19 protein-coding genes are annotated in these 19,333 nt (G+C 70.7%); 6 read left to right on the top strand and 13 right to left on the bottom strand.

Annotated features, from left to right (window positions below; genetic code table 11):
• Positions 1-92 precede the first annotated feature (92 nt).
• The 6 genes from DJ73_RS09320 to DJ73_RS09295 form a co-directional block, all read right to left on the bottom strand.
• Positions 93-1,877, bottom strand: coding sequence for a bacterio-opsin activator domain-containing protein (locus DJ73_RS09320; protein ID WP_094557828.1), 1,785 nt, complete (start codon positions 1,875-1,877; stop codon positions 93-95).
• A 271-nt stretch (positions 1,878-2,148) separates the two neighbouring features.
• Positions 2,149-2,385, bottom strand: a complete 237-nt coding sequence (locus tag DJ73_RS09315; protein WP_094525501.1) for a DUF2061 domain-containing protein — start codon at positions 2,383-2,385, stop codon at positions 2,149-2,151.
• 72 nt (positions 2,386-2,457) lie between these two features.
• Complete coding sequence (acs, locus tag DJ73_RS09310) at positions 2,458-4,416, bottom strand: acetate--CoA ligase (protein ID WP_094525500.1); 1,959 nt, start codon at positions 4,414-4,416, stop codon at positions 2,458-2,460.
• Between the two features lie 63 nt (positions 4,417-4,479).
• Positions 4,480-5,835, bottom strand: coding sequence for a GTPase HflX (gene hflX / locus DJ73_RS09305; RefSeq protein WP_094525499.1), 1,356 nt, complete (start codon positions 5,833-5,835; stop codon positions 4,480-4,482).
• Entirely contained in the window at positions 5,832-6,197 is a 366-nt protein-coding gene (locus DJ73_RS09300; protein WP_094526847.1) for a DUF2209 family protein, read from the bottom strand. The genes hflX and DJ73_RS09300 overlap by 4 nt, the downstream gene beginning before the upstream one ends.
• 139 nt (positions 6,198-6,336) lie before the next feature.
• Positions 6,337-7,386 carry a low specificity L-threonine aldolase gene (locus DJ73_RS09295; protein WP_094525498.1) on the bottom strand — a complete coding sequence of 350 codons (1,050 nt, stop codon included), beginning with the start codon at positions 7,384-7,386 and terminating at the stop codon, positions 6,337-6,339.
• A 104-nt stretch (positions 7,387-7,490) separates the two neighbouring features.
• Between DJ73_RS09295 and DJ73_RS09290 the strand changes: the two genes are divergently transcribed.
• Positions 7,491-9,017, top strand: a complete 1,527-nt coding sequence (locus tag DJ73_RS09290; RefSeq protein ID WP_094557827.1) for a carboxypeptidase M32 — start codon at positions 7,491-7,493, stop codon at positions 9,015-9,017.
• 57 nt (positions 9,018-9,074) lie between these two features.
• On the opposite strand, the gene DJ73_RS09285 is transcribed toward DJ73_RS09290, so the two are convergent.
• Positions 9,075-9,686, bottom strand: a complete 612-nt coding sequence (locus DJ73_RS09285; protein WP_094525496.1) for a hypothetical protein — start codon at positions 9,684-9,686, stop codon at positions 9,075-9,077.
• A 136-nt stretch (positions 9,687-9,822) separates the two neighbouring features.
• Positions 9,823-10,995, bottom strand: coding sequence for a 3-dehydroquinate synthase II (locus DJ73_RS09280; RefSeq protein ID WP_094525495.1), 1,173 nt, complete (start codon positions 10,993-10,995; stop codon positions 9,823-9,825).
• A 185-nt stretch (positions 10,996-11,180) separates the two neighbouring features.
• Here DJ73_RS09280 and DJ73_RS09275 point away from each other — a divergent pair, with 185 nt between their 5' ends.
• Both DJ73_RS09275 and DJ73_RS09270 read left to right on the top strand, forming a co-directional pair.
• Entirely contained in the window at positions 11,181-12,728 is a 1,548-nt protein-coding gene (locus DJ73_RS09275; protein ID WP_094557826.1) for an HTTM domain-containing protein, read from the top strand.
• An 83-nt stretch (positions 12,729-12,811) separates the two neighbouring features.
• Positions 12,812-13,390, top strand: a complete 579-nt coding sequence (locus DJ73_RS09270) for an NADPH-dependent FMN reductase (protein WP_094525493.1) — start codon at positions 12,812-12,814, stop codon at positions 13,388-13,390.
• A 21-nt stretch (positions 13,391-13,411) separates the two neighbouring features.
• On the opposite strand, the gene DJ73_RS09265 is transcribed toward DJ73_RS09270, so the two are convergent.
• From DJ73_RS09265 to trpC, 4 genes are all read right to left on the bottom strand, one after another.
• The gene (locus DJ73_RS09265; protein WP_094525492.1) at positions 13,412-14,203 is read right to left on the bottom strand and encodes a 2-amino-3,7-dideoxy-D-threo-hept-6-ulosonate synthase; all 792 of its coding nucleotides are present in this window, start codon (positions 14,201-14,203) and stop codon (positions 13,412-13,414) included.
• Between the two features lie 82 nt (positions 14,204-14,285).
• Positions 14,286-15,170: a tryptophan synthase subunit alpha gene (gene trpA / locus DJ73_RS09260; RefSeq protein WP_094525491.1), complete on the bottom strand. Its 885-nt coding sequence runs from the start codon at positions 15,168-15,170 to the stop codon at positions 14,286-14,288.
• A complete protein-coding gene (trpB, locus tag DJ73_RS09255; protein ID WP_094525490.1) occupies positions 15,171-16,475 on the bottom strand; it encodes a tryptophan synthase subunit beta in 1,305 nt (434 codons plus the stop codon). It abuts the gene before it with no gap.
• Positions 16,472-17,350 carry an indole-3-glycerol phosphate synthase gene (trpC, locus tag DJ73_RS09250; RefSeq protein ID WP_094557825.1) on the bottom strand — a complete coding sequence of 293 codons (879 nt, stop codon included), beginning with the start codon at positions 17,348-17,350 and terminating at the stop codon, positions 16,472-16,474. The genes trpB and trpC overlap by 4 nt, the downstream gene beginning before the upstream one ends.
• A gap of 136 nt (positions 17,351-17,486) precedes the next feature.
• Between trpC and DJ73_RS09245 the strand changes: the two genes are divergently transcribed.
• Entirely contained in the window at positions 17,487-17,951 is a 465-nt protein-coding gene (locus DJ73_RS09245; RefSeq protein ID WP_094525488.1) for an MGMT family protein, read from the top strand.
• A 32-nt stretch (positions 17,952-17,983) separates the two neighbouring features.
• On the opposite strand, the gene DJ73_RS09240 is transcribed toward DJ73_RS09245, so the two are convergent.
• Entirely contained in the window at positions 17,984-18,460 is a 477-nt protein-coding gene (locus tag DJ73_RS09240; RefSeq protein ID WP_094525487.1) for a DUF302 domain-containing protein, read from the bottom strand.
• Positions 18,461-18,587: 127 nt separating this feature from the next.
• Between DJ73_RS09240 and DJ73_RS09235 the strand changes: the two genes are divergently transcribed.
• Positions 18,588-19,016 (top strand): desampylase, encoded by a 429-nt coding sequence (locus DJ73_RS09235; RefSeq protein ID WP_094525486.1) that lies wholly within the window; start codon positions 18,588-18,590, stop codon positions 19,014-19,016.
• Positions 19,017-19,061: 45 nt separating this feature from the next.
• Positions 19,062-19,333, top strand: a 272-nt coding sequence (locus DJ73_RS20620; protein WP_217900437.1) for a hypothetical protein, incomplete at its 3' end; no start/stop codon positions are given.

Raw genomic sequence — 19,333 nt, 5'->3', positions numbered from 1 at the left:
AAAATCATGATGAATACGCGGCGCGTTGCCCGGCTCCGTCCCGTCCGCGTCGCGCTCTCGAACCCCAATATAAACGATTCGCGTGGGTCGCGTCAACGGCGCTCTCGGTACTCCTCGTCGAAGAGGCCGTCGAGCAGGGCGCGCTGGGCCTTCCGGAGGTGGTTGTGGAACGTCGGGGAGGAGACCTCCATCGCGTCGGCGACCTCCTCGGCGGTGCTCTCCCGCGGCCAGTCGAAGTAGCCGCCGTGGTACGCGGCCGACAGCGCGGCCCACTGGCGGTCGGTGAAGCGGTCCGCGACCCCCTCGCGGAACGACGACTCCGGCCGTGACGCCCGGACGACGGACTCCTTGCTCGCGAGGCGGGCGTCGTCGAAGGCCGCGCGGAGCCCGTCGGCCACCGGTCTGACGTCGGCGCCCCCGGGGAGGTCGGCGACGACGCGGACGCGACCGTCCTCCGCGGTCGCCTCGCGGACCGTCGCGCCGTGTTCGGTGAGCGTCCGGACCGCCGACCCTCCCTCGACGCGGACCGAGGCCGAACAGCCGTCCTCGCGCGTCTCGGTCACCCGGAGGTCAGAGACGCCGTCCGCGCCGTCGACGACGTCGGCGACGCCCTGGGGCCTCGCGCCAGCGACGGAGAGGTAGAGCCGCGAGGCCTCGTCGGTGACGCCGACGGTGGAGTCGAGTTCTATCGCACAGCCGAGGGCGGCGCTCGCGCGGGCGAGGAACGCTCCGTCGTCGGCGGTGTGGAACTCCACCTCGGTGACGGCGTCGGAGTGCAGGAGGTCGCGCCACCGGCCCGCCGTCACCGCCCAGCCGAGACAGCGCCCGAGCGCGACCAGCTCCCGCCGCTCGACGTCCGACACGGGCGCGCCGTCGTCGGCGACGACGCAGAGCGCGCCGTGCGTCACGTCCCGGTAGCCGGCGGGGACGGCGATCCCGGGCCGGCCGCCGGCGGTGGGCTCCCCGTCCGTCAGGACCGGCTCGCCGTCCTCGACCGCGCCGAGCCACGGCCCCTCCCGCGTGACGCCGCGGTCGACGAGGACCTCTCGGTCGACCCCGGCTGCTCCCACGACCTCCGCCCGGCCGTCGTCGACCGATCCGCGGACCACCCACGCCTCGGCCCACCGACCGGACTCGACCAGTCGCTCCGGGACCGCGGCGAGCGGCGATTCCCTCGCCTCGCCGTCGGCGAGGGCCTCGAATCCGCCGAGCGCGCTCGGGGCCCGTCCGCCCGCGTCCGGATCCGGAGCGCCGGTACCGCCGGCTTCGGCGCCCCCGGCGGGGGCGAACGCCTCGGCGATCTCCCGCCCGTCGAGCGGGCCGAGGAACTCGTCGAGCGTGCCGAGGGTCTCCCAGCCGCCGGCCTCGCGCACGGCGTGCGGGTCGACGCCCCGATCGACGAGGAGCCGGCGCGCGAACGTCTCCCGGAGATCGCTCGGCGTGACGTCGGCCGGCACCGCGCCGTCGGTCCGCGCCGCCGCCCGCTCGGCCGTCTCGGACACGATCATCTGGACGCGCCGGGGCGACACGCCCACGAACGGCTCCGCGTCGTCGAGTCCCTCGCTCTCGGCGTACCGGCGGAGCTCGGACGCCAGCGAGGCGGGGACGACTGTCTCGCGGTCGATCGCCACCGTCGACTCGGCGCCGTTCGTCGGCTCCCCTTCGGCCTCGCCGTCGGTTCCCGAGCCGTCCGGGACGGCGAGGAGGGACGCGCCGGAGGCGACGCCCGAGTCCCGGAGATCCCGCGGCGCGACGCGGGTGATCTCGCCGGTTCGGAGCCCGGCCTCGCCGGCGAGGCGAACCACGACCGCGGCGCGGTACGTCTCCGCGGCGGTCAGGAGCGCGTCGTAGGCGTCGCCGTCGAGGCCGTCGACCATTTGTTTCGTAAGTAGACAGAAACCCGAAAGAAAAATCTTCCCCCTTTAGTCGCCTCGCGCGGTCTGCAAGGCGAACTTCAGCCGACGCGGTCGACCGACCGCTCTGATCGCACCTTATGGACGGTCAGAATTTCGGTCTTCAGACAGTACCCGAAATAGCCGTCGAGCGGTCAGCCCGAAGGCGGTGCGCCCCGGACGACGGGGATCCGCCCGAGCACCCGCGGTCCGCCCCTGCCGAGGCCGCCGAGACCGCCGCGACCGGGCGGCCGACTCAGACGCCGTCGGCGACGCCCCACGCGACGTGGTCCCACAGGCGCTCGTAGGCGTAGTAAGTCGCGGTCTTGAGGGCGTTGGTCACCAGCCCGATGTTCACGGCGTCGCCGACGTCGCCGACGATCGCCCACGCCACGGTCACGGTGATCATGACCATGAACGCGCGGTAACAGTGCGTCTTGGCGACCGCGCGCCTCCGGTCGTGAAGCGCGGACCGCGAGACCAGCGTTCCCATACCGACGCTTCGGCGGCCACGCTTATGGATCCTTAAGAAATTTCGAAAGCGGTGTTTGGGAACCGTATTCGGTTACTCACTTCGAACGGCGGACTCGATCTCTCCGACGACCTCAGGGTTCCGGAGGGCGCTGACGTCGCCGAACTCCTCGCCGCGCGCGATGTCTTCGAGCAGGCGGCGCATGATCTTGCCCGAGCGCGTCTTCGGGAGGTCGGGGGTGAACACGATCCGGTCCGCGCGGGCGAGGTCGCCGACCTCGCGGGCCAGCTCCTCGCCGATCGCCGTCCTGAGCGGCTCGCCGGGCTCGACGTCGCTCCGAGTGGTCACGTAAGCGACGACGTCGCCGTCGTCGTCGCCGACGACCGCGGCCTCGGTGACCCCTTCGACGCCGACGATCGCCGACTCCAGCTCGGCCGTGTTGAACCGCTGCGCCCGGACGTTGATCACGTCGTCGACGCGACCGAGAATGGTTACGTAGCCGTCCTCGTCGACCGTCGCGCCGTCGCCGGTCCGGTACCGCCACCCGTCCTCGGCCTCGACCCAGTACTCCCGGCGGTAGCGCTCGTCACCCTCGCGGAGCCCGCGGAGCATGCCGGGCCACGGCGACCCGATCGTGAGGTAGCCCGGCTCGCCCGGGTCCACCGGCTCGCCGTCCTCGTCGACGACGCGCGCGTCGATCCCGGGCAGGGGCGGCCCGACCCTCCCCGGTTTCATGGGCGTGATCCCGGGCAGCGTCGCGAGCGCGATGGCGCCCGTCTCCGTCTGCCACCACGTGTCCACGATCGGCGCCTCGCCGCCGCCGACGTGGTCGCGGTACCAGCGCCACGCCTTCGGCGTGATCGACTCGCCGACGGTGCCCAACAGCCGGATCGACGAGAGGTCGTGGCGGTCGGGGTACTCCGCGCCCCACTTCATGAACGACCGGATCGCGGTCGGGGAGGTGTAGAAGACGCTGACCGCGTTGCGCTCGATGAGGTCCCACACGCGGTCCCGGTCCGGGTAGTCCGGCGAGCCCTCGTACAGCACGGTCGTCGTCCCGACGGAGAGCGGGCCGTACACGCCGTACGAGTGGCCCGTGATCCAGCCGATGTCGGCCGCGCACCAGTAGGTGTCCGACGGGCGGACGTCGAGGACGTTCCGGGTCGTCCAGGCGACGTGCGCGAGGTAGCCACCGGTCGCGTGTTCGACGCCCTTCGGCCGGCCGGTCGTCCCCGAGGTGTACATCACGAACAGGAGGTCGGTGGCGTCGCGCGCGACCGGCTCGACCGTCTCGCCGTCGTGCGCGTCGACGAGCGACTCGTACGCGTGTTCGTCGGCGCCGAGCGACACGTCCAGCGCGTCGCCCAGCCGGTCGACGACGACCGTCGCCGCGAGGTCGCCGTCGGCCCGGAGTCGCGCGTTGTCCGCCTTCGACTTCTGGTTGAACGCGTCCTCCCGGCGGTAGTAGCCGTCGCAGGTGATCAGGTACGACGAGTCGGCCGCGTCGAGGCGGGTCGCGAGCGCCTCCGCCGAGAGCCCCGCGAAGACGACGTTGTGCGGCGCGCCGATGCGGGCGCACGCCAGCATCGCGACCGGCAGCTCCGGAACCATCGGGAGGTACAGCGTCACCACGTCGTCCTCCTCGACGCCGAGCTCCCGCAGGCCGGCCGCGAGCGCGTTCACTTCGCGGTGTAAGTCGAGGTAGGTGTACGACCGCCGCTCGCCACGCTTGCCGAACCAGCGAATCGCGAGCTGGTTGCGCCGCTCGTCGAGGTGGCGGTCGACGCAGTTGACGGCGGCGTTGAGCCGCCCGTCCGGGAACCACTCGTAGAAGGGCGGGTCGCCGTCGTCGAGCACCCTCTCGTACGGTCGCTCCCAGTCGAGGAGGTCGGCGGCCCGCCGCCAGGCGTCGGGCCCCTCGGTCGCGAACGCGTCGTACACCCCCGCGTCGCTCGCCACGGCCCGCTCGCGGAACCCGGTCGGCGGCTCGATGGCGTCGTCGTCGGCGACGGGGCGGTCCCGCCGTCGGCCGTCGACTCCGGCGTCGTCCATGATACCCGTTCGCAAGTGGAGGAATGTATACTTTGTCCGCGGTCCCGGTCGGCGGCGAGTCGGCTACGTCGACTCCGCGGGCGCGAGATCCGCCGCCTTCGACCGCGCGCGGGCCACGATCGAGGGTTTGGCCTCGAAGTCGACGGTCACCTGGTCGCTCGCGTACGACTCCTCGTCGACGTGGCCGTGGTCATGGATCCACGAGACGAGGCTCATCGCCTCGTCGGAGACCGGGAGGACGAGCCGCTCGCGCTCCCAGTCGGGGAGCTCGTCTTCGACGCGGTCGCGGAGCTCCGCGACGCCCGCGCCCGTCTTCGCCGAGACGGCGACGGGGTCGGGGGCGACACCGGAGAGCGCACCGCGCTTATCGGCCAACTCGCCGGGCGCGAGCCGGTCGACCTTGTTGAACACGGTCACGACGGGGGCCTCGTTGCGCTCGTAGAGGGTGTCGTGGCTCGTGACGAGCTTCTCGCGCATGTCCTCGACCGGCTCGCTCGCGTCGACGACGAGCAGCACGAGGTCGGCGCGGTAGACCGAGTCGAGCGTCGACTCGAACGACTCCACGAGCCAGTGGGGAAGGTCCGCGATGAACCCGACCGTGTCCGTGAGCAGCACGTCTCGCTTCTCCATCTCGGCCCTGCGGGTCGTCGTGCCGAGCGTGGTGAACAGCATGTCCTGCGACTCGGCGGTGGTGTCGAGGTCGGGGTGTCGGTCGGCGTTCTCGTCGACGTCGATCTCGGCCGCGAGCCGGCGCATCAGCGTCGACTTCCCGGCGTTCGTGTACCCCGCGAGCGCGACCAGGTCGAAGCCGGAGTCGCGGCGCTGCTCGCGGCGCGCCTCTTCCTTCTCCGCGATCGACTCCAGCTCGTCCTGTATCTCGGAGATCTGGCGTTTGATGTCGCGCTCGACGCTCTCGTCGTACTCGCCGAGCCCCATGAAGCCGGGGCGCTCGTCGCGCTTCGCGAGGCTCGCCTTCGCCTCGGCGCGCGGGAGCTCGTACCGGAGCTCCGCGAGCTCGACCTGGAGCTGCGCCTTCCGGGTGTTGGCGCGCTGACCGAATATCTCGAGGATGAGCGTGAACCGGTCGATCACCTCGACGCCCTCGGGGAGCTCCCCGCCGATATTGAACGTCTGGTACGGGCCGACGTCGTTGTCGACGATGACGGCGCCGGCGTCGGTCCGGCGGACCAAGTCGCGCAGCTGCGCGACCTTTCCCTCCCCGAACATGAACGCGGCGTCCTCGGTGCGGGTCTGGGTGAGTTCGCCGACGACCTCGTACCCCGCGGCCGCGGCGAGCTGGGTGATCTCGGCCAGGTCGGCGTCGCCGGAGTCGACGCGCTTGGCGACGACCGCCCGCCGCTCTCGGGGGACCGATTCGGCGTCGCCGTCGGCGCTCGCCCCCTCGACGCTCCCGGTCATAAGAGGAGGTCTCGGGCGGCGTACGCGGCGTGGTGTGCTGCCTGCACTGTTTCGCGTTCTCCTATGCTCTCGACGTATTTAAACTCGGGTCGGAAGCTCAGCCCGACTCGATCGGGGGGCTCCTCGTAGAACTCGCCGTGTTCGGCGACGATCGGGCCGTCCGGCGGCTCCGGCAGGTTCCCGACCGCGGTCGCGACGAGGCCGAGGGTCGCGTCGAGCGTCGGTCCCTCGCGCACGGCGGCGAAGCCCATCCCCTCGACCGACCGGATCCGCGTCGAGCCGACCCGGGCGTGGACCGCGGCCGCGACCATCAGGTACTCGCCCGCCTCCTCGTGGCGGCCGCTGATGTCGACGCCGACCACCTCAGGGGCGGGCACCGGCCACCTCGGTTCGCCCGGGCCGCGAGCTCCTACCGACGGGTGTCAGCTCCATAACCCGTCGTTGTTTGCCCGCCGAATTGAACGTTTCCGTGGTGTGCGCCGGAAATTCGAGTCCGCCGGCTCAGGCCGACAGCGTCGCGACCGCGTCGCCGATGCGGTCGATCGCGGCGTCGACGTCGTCCTCGTCGACGTCGAGGTGCGTGGTGAACCGCGTCGTGTGCTCGTCGAACTCCACGCAACCGACGCCGGCCGACTTGCAGGCCTCGACGAGGTCCGACGCGGGGATCCCGGCGTCCTCGGTGTGCGCGACGACGATGTTGGTGTCCGGCGCGGGCGCGTCGACCCCGTCCAGCGCGTCGAGCCCGGCGGCGAGCCGCTCGGCGTTGGCGTGGTCGTCCGCGAGCCGGTCGACGTTCTCCAGGGCGAGGAGGCCGGGCGCGGCGATCATGCCGGCCTGTCGCATCCCGCCGCCGAACAGCTTCCGGACGCGGCGGGCCGCCTCGACGAACGCCTCGTCGCCCGCGAGTATCGAGCCGACGGGCGCGCCGAGCCCCTTCGAGAGGCAGAAGGTGACGCTGTCGACGGGGTCGACGACGTCGCTCGCGTCGACGCCGAGCGCGACAGCCGCGTTGAACACGCGGGCGCCGTCGAGGTGGACCGGCACGTCGGCGTCGCGGGCGACGTCGGCGGCCGCGGCGATCCCCTCGACCGGCACCGCGACGCCCCCGCGGTAGTTGTGGGTGTTCTCCAGCGAGAGGAGGCCGGTCCCGGGCCGGTGGAGGTCCTCGCTCACGAGTCCCTCGCGAACCTCCTTCGGGGTCGGGACGCACCGGTCGCCGGCGTCGATCGTGCGAGTCTGCGCGCCCGAGAGCTTCGCCGCGCCGGCGAGCTCCCACCGGTAGATGTGCGACTCGCGCTCCAAGAGGAGCTCCTGCCCCGGCTCCGTGTGGACGTGGACGGCGATCTGGTTGGCCATCGTCCCGGAGGGGACGTACAGCGCGGCCTCGGTCCCGACCGCCTCGGCGGCGCGGCGCTCTAACTCGTTGACCGCGGGGTCGTCGCGGTACACGTCGTCGCCGACCTCGGCGGTCGCGGCCGCCTCGCGCATCTCGGCCGAGGGCGTCGTGACGGTGTCGGATCGCAGGTCGATGGTGTCCTCGTCGGTCTCCATTCGGTACCGTCGGTTCGGCGGCCGATCGGAAATAGGTCGCGCTCACCCGGCCGGGGCGTTCCGGATTCGGTCCCTTCTTAATCGACGCGACCGATCCGTGACGTATGGCAACGGAAGCCGCGGCCGACGACGCGACCGACGCCCCCGATGCGTACGAGGCCCTCCTGGACCGCGTTCGACGCTGGAACACGGTTGGGAGCGCCGCCGGCGTGCTCGGGTGGGACCAACAGGTGATGATGCCCGAGGGCGGCACCCCCGCCCGGTCGAAGCAGCTGTCGACGCTCTCGTCGATCCGCCACGACATGATCACGGACGAGGAGACCGGCGAGCTGCTCGCCGAGCTCGACGACGCCGGCCTCTCCGACGAGCGGGCGGCGGTCGTCCGCGAGGTCCGCCGCGAGTACGAGCGCGCCGACGCGGTCCCGGTCGAACTCGTCGAGGAGATCTCCGAGACCGGCTCCGAGGCGCTGCAGGCGTGGGAGGAGGCGAAAGCTGAGGACGAGTTCGAGACGTTCGCGCCGTACCTGGAGAAGCACGTCGAGCTCAAACGGGAGTACGCCGAACACATCGACCCCGACCGCGACCCCTACGAGGTCCTCTTCGAGGACTACGAGCCGTGCCTCTCGATCGACCGCGCCGAGTCGATCCTCGAGGAGCTCCGCGAGACGCTCGTCCCCATGATCGACGCGATCCGCGACGCCGACGCGGACCTCGCCGTCGACACGTTCGAGGGCACGTTCCCCGAGGACGAGCAGGAGGAACTCGCCCGCGAGGCGCTCGAACTCCTCGGCTACGACTTCGATCGCGGCCGGCTCGACGTCTCCTCGCACCCGTTCACCTCCGGCAACCAGTTCGACTGCCGCGTGACCACCCGGTTCGACGAGTCGGACCCGCTCGGCGCGATCGGCTCGACGATCCACGAGTACGGCCACGCGCAGTACAACCTCGGGCTCCCGCGGGAGGAGTGGGCCACCCCGCTCGGCGAGTCGCGCGACCTCTCCGTCCACGAGTCGCAGTCGCGGCTCTGGGAGAACCACGTCGGGCGGAGCCGACCGTTCTGGGAGCTGTTCCTCCCGCGGTTCCAAGAGCAGTTCCCGCAGACCGAAGACGCGAGCGTCGAGGACGCCTACGAGGCGTTCAACCAGGTGCACGAGGACAACCTCATCCGCGTCGAGGCCGACGAGCTCACCTACCACCTCCACATCATCGTCCGGTTCGAGATCGAGCGCGACCTGATCCGCGGGGACCTCGCGGTCGAGGACGTCCCGGAGGTCTGGAACGACAAGTACGAGGAGTACCTCGGGATCCGCCCCGACACCGACAGCGAGGGCTGTCTCCAGGACATCCACTGGAGCCACGGCAACTTCGGCTACTTCCCGACGTACTCGCTGGGCTCGGTCATGGCCGCCCAGCTGTTCGAGGCCGCCGAAGCGGAGATCGACGACCTCGACGCGAAGATCGCCGACGGCGACTTCGACGAGCTGCAGTCGTGGCTCGGCGAGAACGTCCATCGACACGGCTCGCGCTACGAGACGAACGAGCTGGTGAAACGCGCCACCGGCGAGGCGTTCTCCGCCGACGCGTTCACCGACTACGTCGAGGAGAAGTACGGCGAGCTGTACGACCTCTGAGGCACTGAGGTCTCCGCGTTCTCGGCGGTCTCCGCGGTTTCGTGGGTTATGCGGGCTTCACCCCAGCCGGAGCCCCGTCATCAGCACGATAATCGCGAGCATCGCGCCCGCCTCGAGGAGTCCGACGACGAGATTCCGCTTCTCGATCGCCTCGAGTCGTGAGGCGTCGGGCTCCGCCGACCGGCTCTCGTAGTACGCGCTCAGGTGGATCCGGTTCGGGACGAGCAGCCCGAAGACGAAGAGTCCCCAGCCCAGCGTCAGCGAGAGGGTCGGCCACCGTCCGGAGAACCCGTAGCCGAGTCCGAAGACGGACCCGAGCAGGATCGTCCCCGAGACGACGGTCGTCAGGGAGAACCCGAGCACGAAGAACACGACCTTCGGCGTCAGCGCGGTCGTCACGTCCGCCGCGGTCTCGCGATCGAGGCCGCCGAGGGTCGGCCCGATGACCGCCGGGAAGATCAGCGCGAACCCGAACCAGACCGCGCCGGCGGCGACGTGGGTATAAAACAGGAGTGTCGTGCTCGAGAGGAGGACGCCGGCGGCGACGAACGACAGCGGCACAATGACGCTCCCGGCCGCGAACGCCGGGTTGGCGGCTTGCGCGAGATGCGCGACGCGCTCCAGCCAGTTGGCCTCCTCCACGCGGTCATGCTCGTGAATGACTGCCATGGAAGCGGATGGAACATGCAGAACATATTGGTTTTCGTTGCGACATTTTTGACGATCACCGACACGCGGATCAGTTTAAAAGGCCTCGTTCGCCGTCCCGCTACCGCGACGCTCGACGTTTCGCTGCTCGGCCTCGCTACTTCTCGATGATGCTCTCCTCGACCGCCTCGCCGAAGTGGCGCGCGACGTCCTCGTAATAAACGAGCGCCTCGTCACCGGCTTCGAGATCGGTGACGGCCTTCTTGCCGTCGCTCGTCGCCACCTTCACGGTCTCGGCGTTCTGGATGAGCGTCTCCACGCGATCGACCCCGTCCTCGGTCTCCAGTTCGGCCTGCAGCCGGAACATCGGTCGCTTCTCGATCTTCACGCGCCCGACGATCGCCTCGCGCGTGTGACCCGCGGTGTCGAGGATCTGCACCTCGTCGCCGCTGGAGAGCTCCGCGAGGTAGTTCGTGCCGCCCTCGGCGTTGCGGACGTAGGCGTGGACGGCCCCGGCGTTCACGCGGAAGGGGCGCGACTCGACGTACGGCGACTCCGCGGTCTCGGCGTGGACGAAGAAGAGCCCGCGCGACATCGACCCGACGAGCATCCCCTCGTCGTCGTCCATCAGCGAGCCGGTGTCGATGCAGACGCGGTCGGCCATCCCGGTGCGCTCGACCGCGGTCACCTCGGCGTGTCGGAGGTCGAGCGTCTCGCGGTCGGCGGCGTCGCGGGCGTCGACCGCGCCCCGGATCTCGTCGGGGGAGTCGCTGTCGAGGAGGACGCCGTCCGCGCCGATCTCCAGCGTCTCGAAGGCGGTCCGGGCCTCGGCCGCGGTCGTCGCGCCGGCGACGAGGTGCGTCTCCTCGCCGACCCGCGCGATCAGGTTCTCCAGCGGGATGATCGACCAGTCCTCGCCGACGACGATCGTGTACTCGGCGTCCGCCGCCGCCTCCTCGGCGAACCGCTCGTACTCGGTCCCCAGCACGCGGACGTACACGCCCTGGGCGCGGTCGTCGCTCCGGCGGACCGTCGTGAGGTCCGCGGAACCGGAGAAGTCGTTCGGGAGGTCGATCGTCCCGTCGCCCTCGCCGCCCTTGCCGACGAAGTAGGCGTCGGCCTCGGCGTCGCTCTCGGCGTCGTCGATGACGTCCGCCTCCGAGCGGAACGCCGCGACCGAGACGTCGCCAAGCTCGCGGACGCGCCCCACGTCCGCCTCGTCGACGAGTACCCAGTCCGCGCCGGCCTCGATGGCGGTCGTGATCCGTCGCTTGCGCGCCTCCCAGTCGCCGACGCTCCCGTCGGCTTTCACCCAGACCGTGCGTGTCATTGTCGGAACCTCACGGCGGGCGGGCTTGAAAACTGCGGAAGGGTCGCGCGTTGCGGGCGACTGCGCGACGGGAGCGTCATTCGCGGTCGACGGCGCGGCGGGACCGTCCGCCGTTGGCGACGCAACGACCCGTAGACGACAAAGCACTTATAACTAAGCTTGTATCGTAGGACGTACACCCCCGAATGAAGACACCACGCCGGTGGCCCTCGAACGCGGGGTCCCGATACGCCGCTGCGCGCGAGGCCCTCCGGGAGCGCGCCGCGCCGCACCTCGGGATCGATCCGCGAGCGCTGGGCGCGTTCCGGATCGGGCTGGCCCTCCTACTCCTCGGTGACCTGCTCGTCTACCGCCTCCCGGTGGTGGGCGCGTTCTACACCGATGACGGCGTCCTGCCGCGCTCGACGCTCGCCGAGCTGTACCCGTTCTTGGAGACCGTCTCGATCCACGCGGCGTCCGGCTTGGCGCGGGTCCAAGCGGGGCTCCTCGCGCTCGGCGCGTGCGCCGCCGTCTGCCTGCTCGTCGGCTACCGAACGCGAGCGTCGACGGGTCTCTCCCTCGTCCTGCTCGCGTCGCTTTACGCTCGCAACCCGTTCGTGATCAACGGCGGGAACACGATCCTGATAGTACTCCTCTTTTTGAGCCTCTTTCTCCCGCTCGACGCCCGGTGGTCGCTCGGTGCCGGCCGGTCGAGCGACCCCGGTTACCGCGACGACGCCGATGAAGGCGCGTCTGACGGGGGCGAGAGCGGCGTCGGTCAGCGGGTCTGTTCGCTCGGAACCGCCGTCACCCTCCTGACGATCGCCTCGATCTACGCGGCCAACGTGGTCTCCAAGTACCGGAGCGACGCGTGGATGTCGGGCGTCGCGGTCCCGCGGATCTTCCAGATAGAGGAGTTCGTCGTGCTGTTCGGCCCGTTCGTCTCGGACCACACCGCAGTCCTCGCGGCGATAAACTGGCTCTGGATCGCGCTCCTCTCGGCGTCCGTGCTGCTGGTCGCCGCCACCGGGTGGCTGCGAACCGGCGTCGCCCTCGCGTTCGTCTCCGCGCACCTCGGCATGGCCGCGACGATGCGGCTCGGCGTGTTCCCGTTCGTCATGGTCTCGGTCCTGCTCCTGTTTTTCCCGCCGAGGGTCTGGGACGCCGTCGAGTTGCTCGCGTCGAACCTCCCCGGGCCGTCTCGGCTCCCAGAGCGGGCGTACCGAAGCGACGACGGAAGGGCGACCGAAACCGCGTCTCCGGTCACGTCGCGGGCGCGTCGCGGGATCCGCGTCGCGGCCGCCGTCCTGCTCGTGGGCGTCTTCGTCGCGCTCGTGGTCTGGCAGGCCGCGGGGGTCGGGCTCGTCGACATGCCGGCGTCGGAGTCGGCCGGCGAGCTCTCGGAGGTGAGCTGGTCGTTCTTCGCGCCCAACCCGCCCGACACCTCCAGCTGGTACGTCGTCCGAGCGACGCTCGAATCCGGGGCGACGGTCGACGCGTCGGACGGCGGGCCGGTCGCGTTCGACCGTCCACCGGACGCGGCGGACACGTATCCGACGACCCTCTGGCATCAGTACGGCCACCGAATCCGGTACGCCGGGGAGACGCAGTACCGACCGCTGGCGGCGTACGCGTGCGAGCGGACGGACGGCTCGGTGGAGTCCGTGACCGTCTTCCACGTCGAGCAGACGGTCGACCCGAACGGGCCGGTGGGGGAGCCGGAGCCGCAGGAGCGGGTCAGCGTCACCTGCTGATCGCGGCGGCGCTCCGCGTCGCGTCGCTTCCCGAGACCGGATCGCCCCGATCGTATTAGTGGCGATGGCGCGTGGCGTGAGCCATGTCCGACTCACCACGCGTCGTCGGCGTCGCGGGGAGCCTCCGAGAGACGAGCTACACGCGACTGGCCGTCGGTCGCGCGCTCGACGGAGTCCGCCGTGCGGGCGGGACCCCGGAACCGATCGACCTCCGCGAGTACGACCTGCCGACGTACGACGCCGACCGCGGTTCGGCGGGAGACGCGGACGCGTTCACCGCGCGGGTCCGCGCGGCCGACGCCGTCCTCCTCGGGACACCGATGTACCACGGTTCGTACTCCTCGACGCTGAAAACGGCGCTCGACTACTGCGGCTTCGAGGAGTTCGAGGACAAGACCGTCGGCCTCCTCGCGGTCGCCGGCGGCGGCTTCCCGGTGACCGCGTTAGAACACCTCCGCTCCGTCTGTCGGGCGCTCAACGCGTGGGTGATCCCGCATCAGGTCGCCGTTCCTCGCGCCCACGCGCAGTTCGAGGACGGTGACCTGGTCGATGAGGCCCTCGACGACCGAGCGCTCACGCTCGGGCGTCGCGCGGTGCAGTACGCCGACATCGAGCCCGATCCGGACTCGTTCGAGGGAGAGCAGAACGTCGGGGCGAGGTGACCGCCGGCGCTGCGTGACCCCTTACGCCTCGACGAAGCCGCCCGCTCGGAGCGCCTCCTCGACGTCCGCGTCGTCGTGGACGATCGCCGAGACGGCGCGGGCGATCCCCTCGGGGTCCTCGTGCTGGAATATCGACCGTCCCATCGAGACGCCGGCGGCGTCGCCGTCCATCGCGCCGCGCACCATCTCGACGGTCTCGCGGTCGGTGCCCTTCGACCCGCCGGCGATGACGACCGGCAGCCGGGTCGACTCCGTGACGCGGGCGAAGGAGTCGCCGTCGCCGGAGTACCCCGTTTTCACCACGTCGGCGCCGAGCTCCTCGGCCAGCCGGACAGCGTGCCCGAGCGACTCCGGATCGGTCTCGTCGACGCCGGGGCCGCGGGCGTAGGCCATCGCGAGCACCGGCAGGCCGAGGCGGTCGGCGTCGGCGGTCAGCTCCGCCAGCTCTTCGATCTGGTCGGGCTCGTGGTCGGAGCCGACGTTGATGTGGAACGACACCGCGTCGGCGCCCGCGCGCACCGCGTCCTCGGCGGTGGCGGTGACGCGCTTGTCGCTCTCGTCGGGGCCGATCGTCGTCGACCCGTTGACGTGGACGATGTAGCCCGCGTCGTTCTTGTTCGGATGGACGCGGGGGGCGACGCCGCGCTGCGTGAGGACCGCGTCCGCCCCGCCGCGCGTGACGCCGTCGATCGTCGACTCGATGTCGACGAGGCCGTCGACGGCGCCCATCGTGATCCCGTGGTCCATCGGGACGATGAGGTACCGGTCATTTGTGGAGATGCGTTCGAGTCGTGCCGAGAGTCCTGCTGTCATGATGGGTTCGGTCGTTGTGTGAGAGTGTGGCAATCGCAGGTAAGTGGGTTTCGTTCGGGGTCGTATTGGCTCGAACCCGCGGTCACCGCGACTCCGCCGCGCCGACGCGGGCGGCGTGGCCGCGCTCGGCGCCCTCCTTCAGCTCCCGCGAGAGCGCCTCCAACCGGTCTGCGACCTCGTCGGTGGGCAGATCCTCCTCGACGCCCTCGGCGACGATGTCGACGAGCGCCGAGCCGACGATGATCCCGTCGGCCCCGCCGGCGACGATGCGCTCCGCGTGCTCGCCCGCCGAGATGCCGAACCCGACGGCCTTCGGCACGTCGTACTCCGCGAGCCGGTCGAGGCTCTCCGTGGTCTGCTCGGAGACGTCGTCTCGCGCGCCGGTCGTCCCGAGCCGCGCCTGCACATAGACGTACCCCGACACGCGCCCCATGATCCGGTCGAGCCGGTCGCCGACCGTGGTCGGCGCGACGATGAAGACGAGGTCGAGGCCGAACTCGTCGCAGGCCTCCCGGAGCGGGTCGGCCTCCTCCGCCGGTAGGTCCGGAACGACGAGCCCCTGGATGCCGGCCGCGGCGGCGCGCTCGACGAAGGGACGGGGACCGGCCTCTTCTCCGTACTGGTAAATCAGGTTGTAGTACGTCATACAGACCAGCGGCGCGTCGACGTCGAGCTCCTCGGCGAACGCGAAGAACCGGTCAGGCGTCATCCCGCCGTCGAGCGAGCGCACGAGGGCGCCCTGGATCGTCGGCCCCTCGGCGATCGGCTCCGAGAACGGGAGTCCGAGCTCGATGACGTCGGCGCCGCCGCGGTCGAGCGCGCGGACGTACTCCAGCGACGCCTCGTAGGAGGGGTCGCCGACGGCGAGGTAGGGGACGTATGCGGGGCCGTCGGCGAACGCCTCGGCTATCGCGGCCGAGTTTCCCGTCTCCGGCTTCGCCGTCGACTCCGCGGTCCGCTCCGCCATTCAGATCCCCCCCGTGAACATCGACATGTCCGGCGCCTCGTCGATGTCGCGCTTGTCCGTCTCCTCGATGGCCGCGTCGAGGTCCTTGTCGCCGCGCCCGGAGACGTTCACGACGACGCGCTCGCCGAGCTCCTCGTGGTGCTCCTCTAAGAAGCCGAAGGCGTGGGCCGTCTCCAGCGCGGGGATGATCCCCTCCGTGCGCGAGAGCCGGTGGAACCCCTCCAGCGCGACGTCGTCGTCGACGGCGACGGGATTCACGCGGCCCTCGTCGACGAGGTACGCGAGCTCCGGACCGACGCCGGCGTAGTCGAGCCCGGAGGATATCGAGTGGCTCTCCATGATCTGCCCGTCGGAGTCCTGCAGGAGCTTGGTGCGCGCGCCGTGGAGCACGCCCTCTTCGCCGGTGAAGAGCGAGGCGGAGTTCGGGGCGACGCCCGCCTCCTCGTCGACCTCCAGCGTCGAGCCGCCGGCCTCGACCGCGTGAAGTGCGACCTCCTCGTCGTCGACGAACGCCGCGAACGTCCCCATCGTGTTCGAGCCGCCGCCGGCGCAGGCGACCACGTCGGTCGGGAGCGCGCCCGTCTTCTCGATAGTCTGCGCGCGCGCCTCCTCCGAGATGACGGCCTGGAAGTCGCGGACCATCACCGGGAACGGGTGCGGGCCGACGATGGACCCGATGACGTAGTGGGTGTTCTCGACGGTGGTCGCCCAGTCGCGCATCGTCTCCGAGATGGCCTCCTTCAGAGTGCCCCGGCCCGCGGTCACCGGATTCACCTCGGAGCCGTTGAGCTTCATCCGGAAGACGTTCGGACGCTGGCGGTTGATGTCGCGCTCGCCCATGTATATCTCGCAGGGCATGTCGAGGTGGGCGGCCGCCATCGCGGTCGCGGTGCCGTGCTGGCCCGCGCCCGTCTCCGCGATGATCCGCTCTTTCCCCATGTACTTCGCCAGCAGGACCTGCCCGAGCGCGTTGTTCAGCTTGTGCGCGCCGCCGTGGAGCAGGTCCTCGCGCTTGAGGTAGACATCGGTGTCGTAGCGCTCGGAGAGCCGGTCGGCCCGCTGAAGCGGGATCGGGCGCCCCCCGAAGTCCGCGAGCCGCTCGCGGAGCTCGTCCATGAAGCCGTCCTCGTTCTCGAGGACGTACCGCTCGTAGGCGTCGGTCAGTTCCTCGATCGCCGGCATCAGCGCCTCGGGGACGTACTGGCCGCCGTAGCGGCCGAACTTCCCGTCCTCTCGGCCGCGCTCGCGGCCCGGGCGGCGCGAAAGCTCTCCAACCTCGCTCGTCGATGATTCGGTTTCGCTCATGTGGGTGTCTCCGTGGTGTCGGTGGTCTCGTCGATGACCGCCTCCGCGTCTTCGTCCGTCTCCGCGTCTTCGTCCGCCTCAGCCTCGCCGTCCGTCTCTGCCTCGCCGTCCGCCTCCGCCCGCGTCAGCGCCCGCGTGTTCGCCTCGACGTCGCCGTCCATGATCGCGCTCCCGACGAGCAGCGCGTCGGCGCCGGCCGCCCGCATCCGCCGGACGTCGGCGGGGGATCCGACACCGCTCTCGGCGATGAGCGTCACGTCGTCTGGGACGTGGGGCGCCACGGACTCGAAGGTTCCGAGATCGACGACCAGCTCCGCGAGGTCGCGGTTGTTCACGCCTATCGCGGTCGCGCCCGCGTCGAGCGCCCGCGCCAGCTCCTCGCGGTCGTGGACCTCGACGAGGACCTGAAAGCCGCGATCGCGGGCGGCGGCCAACAGGTCCGGGAGGTCGTCGCCGACGAACCGCGCGATCAGCAGGACGACGTCGCTCTCGACGGCGTCTAGCTGGGGCTCGGCGACGACGAAGTCCTTCCGGAGGACCGGCACGTCGACGGCCTCGCGCACGCGGTCGAGCACCTCGACGCTCCCGCCGAAGTGCTCCGGCTCCGTGAGCACCGACAGCGCGGCGGCGCCGCCCGCGACCATCCCCTCGGCGAGCGCGACGGGGTCGTCCTCGCGGGTCCCGTCCGTGGTGGGGCTCGTCGGCTTGACCTCCGCGACGACCGGCACGCGACCGTCCTCTTCGGCCCGGTCGAACGCGGCGCGCAGGTCGCGCGGGTCGACGGCGACGCGGTCGGTACGCCCCTCTGCCGCCCGTTCGCGCGCCGCCGACAGGATCGACCTGACCGCGGGGGCCAGCTCGGTTGGATCCTCCATTAGTGTACACTAATGCACGTATCTGTTCATAAGGCTTGCGGGCGTGACCCGCCCGGAACGGACGAGCGGCCGAGTCGGCGACGCGACGCTCCGTCCGTCCCATCATTTTAACCGTCGGGGCCGTCGTATGACGGGTATGAATTCGACGGGAGCGTCGGGCGTCTTCGCCCGCGAGTTCGATGGCCTCGGTCGCGCGGTGGAGGTCGGATTCGCCGGCGGACGGGTGATCTCGGTGTCGTTCCCGGCGGAGATACCGGCGGACGCGAGGCCGGATCACGAACTCCTCGACCGGATCGGCGCGTACGTCCGCGGGGAGCGAGACGAGTTCGCCGAGGTCGCCGTCGGACTCACGGTGCCGACGGACCGCCGCGACGTCCTCGAAGCGCTCCGGACGGTCCCCTACGGCGAGGAGGTGTCCGTGAGTCGGCTCACACGCTTGGCGGCGCTCGACGCGGACGACCCCGACGACCTCAGACTCGTGCGAACGGCGCTGGACGAGAACCCGATCCCCATCCTCCTTCCCGACCACCGGGTACAGGGCGGCCCTTACAAGACGCCGGGAGAGGTACGCGACGCGCTGCGTCGCGTCGAAGGGCTGTAGCGGGGAGGGCCCGAGGCCGGGAGTTCGGCGACCTACTCGGACGGCCGCCCGCGACCGTGCTCTTCGATGTTCTCCCAGACGACCGTCATCAGCTCGCCGGTCTTCTCGACGAGGTCGTCGACCGCGCCGCCGCAGTCCGCGGGCGCGCAGCCGAGGTCGCGGATCGCCTTCGTCGCCGACGTGTGGTGGACGTGGACCAAGTCGTCGCCCTCGCGCTCGTACACGATGGTGGTGCACGGGAGCATCCCGGCGAGCGTGGGGTCGATCTCGATCGCGTCGAACGCGATCTCGGGGTGACAGACGACGATGAGCGCCGTCCGCTCGACGTCGTCGTGGCCGAGCATCCCCTCGATCATCTGATCGAGCCGCGTCACCTGCACCGTCTCGAAGTCGGCGAGCTCGTGTTCGATCTGCACGAACGGGACCGCGTCGTCGAAGGGCATGTCGAGGGTCGTGTGGAGTGCCTCGTCGGCGGTCGGCGCCGGGGACCCGCTTCGGGCGTCGCTCATGGGTGTGACTCCGACCGCGGCGGGAAAAACCCTCCCCCGGCCCGTCAACGACTGCCGCTACCTGTGACGGAGCGCGCCCTTTGCCGGTCGGGACGGACTTATCGGTCGGAGTCGCCTTCGCTCGCCCATGATCGAACTCTCACGGGCCGTGTACGACGACATCGTGTACCACGCGTACGGCGGCGGCGAGGCGGAGATCTGCGGCGTGCTCGCCGGCACCCACGGCACCGACGGCGAGCCGAGCGTCGTCACCGAGGCGTATCAGGCGGAGAACGTCGCCGACACGCCCCAGATCCGCTATCTCATCGACCCCGAGGAGCAGTTCGAGCTCATCGAAGCGATCGAGGACGACGGGCTCGACGTGGTGGGGTTCTACCACTCGCACCCGACCGGCCCGACGCACCCGAGCGAGACGGACGCCGCGCGGGCGACCTGGCCCGGTCACTCGTACGTGATCTGCGCGCTGGACGGCTACCCGTTCGTCGGCTCGTGGCGCTGGCGGGGCGACGAGGAGGGGTTCGAACAGGAGACCGTCTCGGTGCGGAGCGAGCGATAGGACGGGTTCGGATACGACATCCGCTTGTGAATCTCGGAGTCGGCGGTGACGGGCTTCGCAGCCTCGACCGCTCGTCTATACGTGGTTGATTCTAGATCGGCGGTGAAAACCGCTAAATCCACAGCCGATCGGCTGTACGCGGTCGACGCTAGGTCACCGATGAAGACCGCCTTCGCCCTCGCGGCAGCGCGGCGCTTCGCGCCGCTGGCAGCCGGCGGCGACGCCGCCGGCGGCTGCCCGTTTGAGTCCCACCCGACCGCACCGCCTGGCAGCCTCACGCCACTTTCTTATACACATCTCCGAGCCCACGAGACTCC

Source organism: Halorubrum sp. Ea1, assembly GCF_002252965.1.
Classification (GTDB): domain Archaea; phylum Halobacteriota; class Halobacteria; order Halobacteriales; family Haloferacaceae; genus Halorubrum.
Note: the sequence above shows the minus strand (reverse complement) of the source record. Positions and strands in the feature narration are given on the sequence as shown.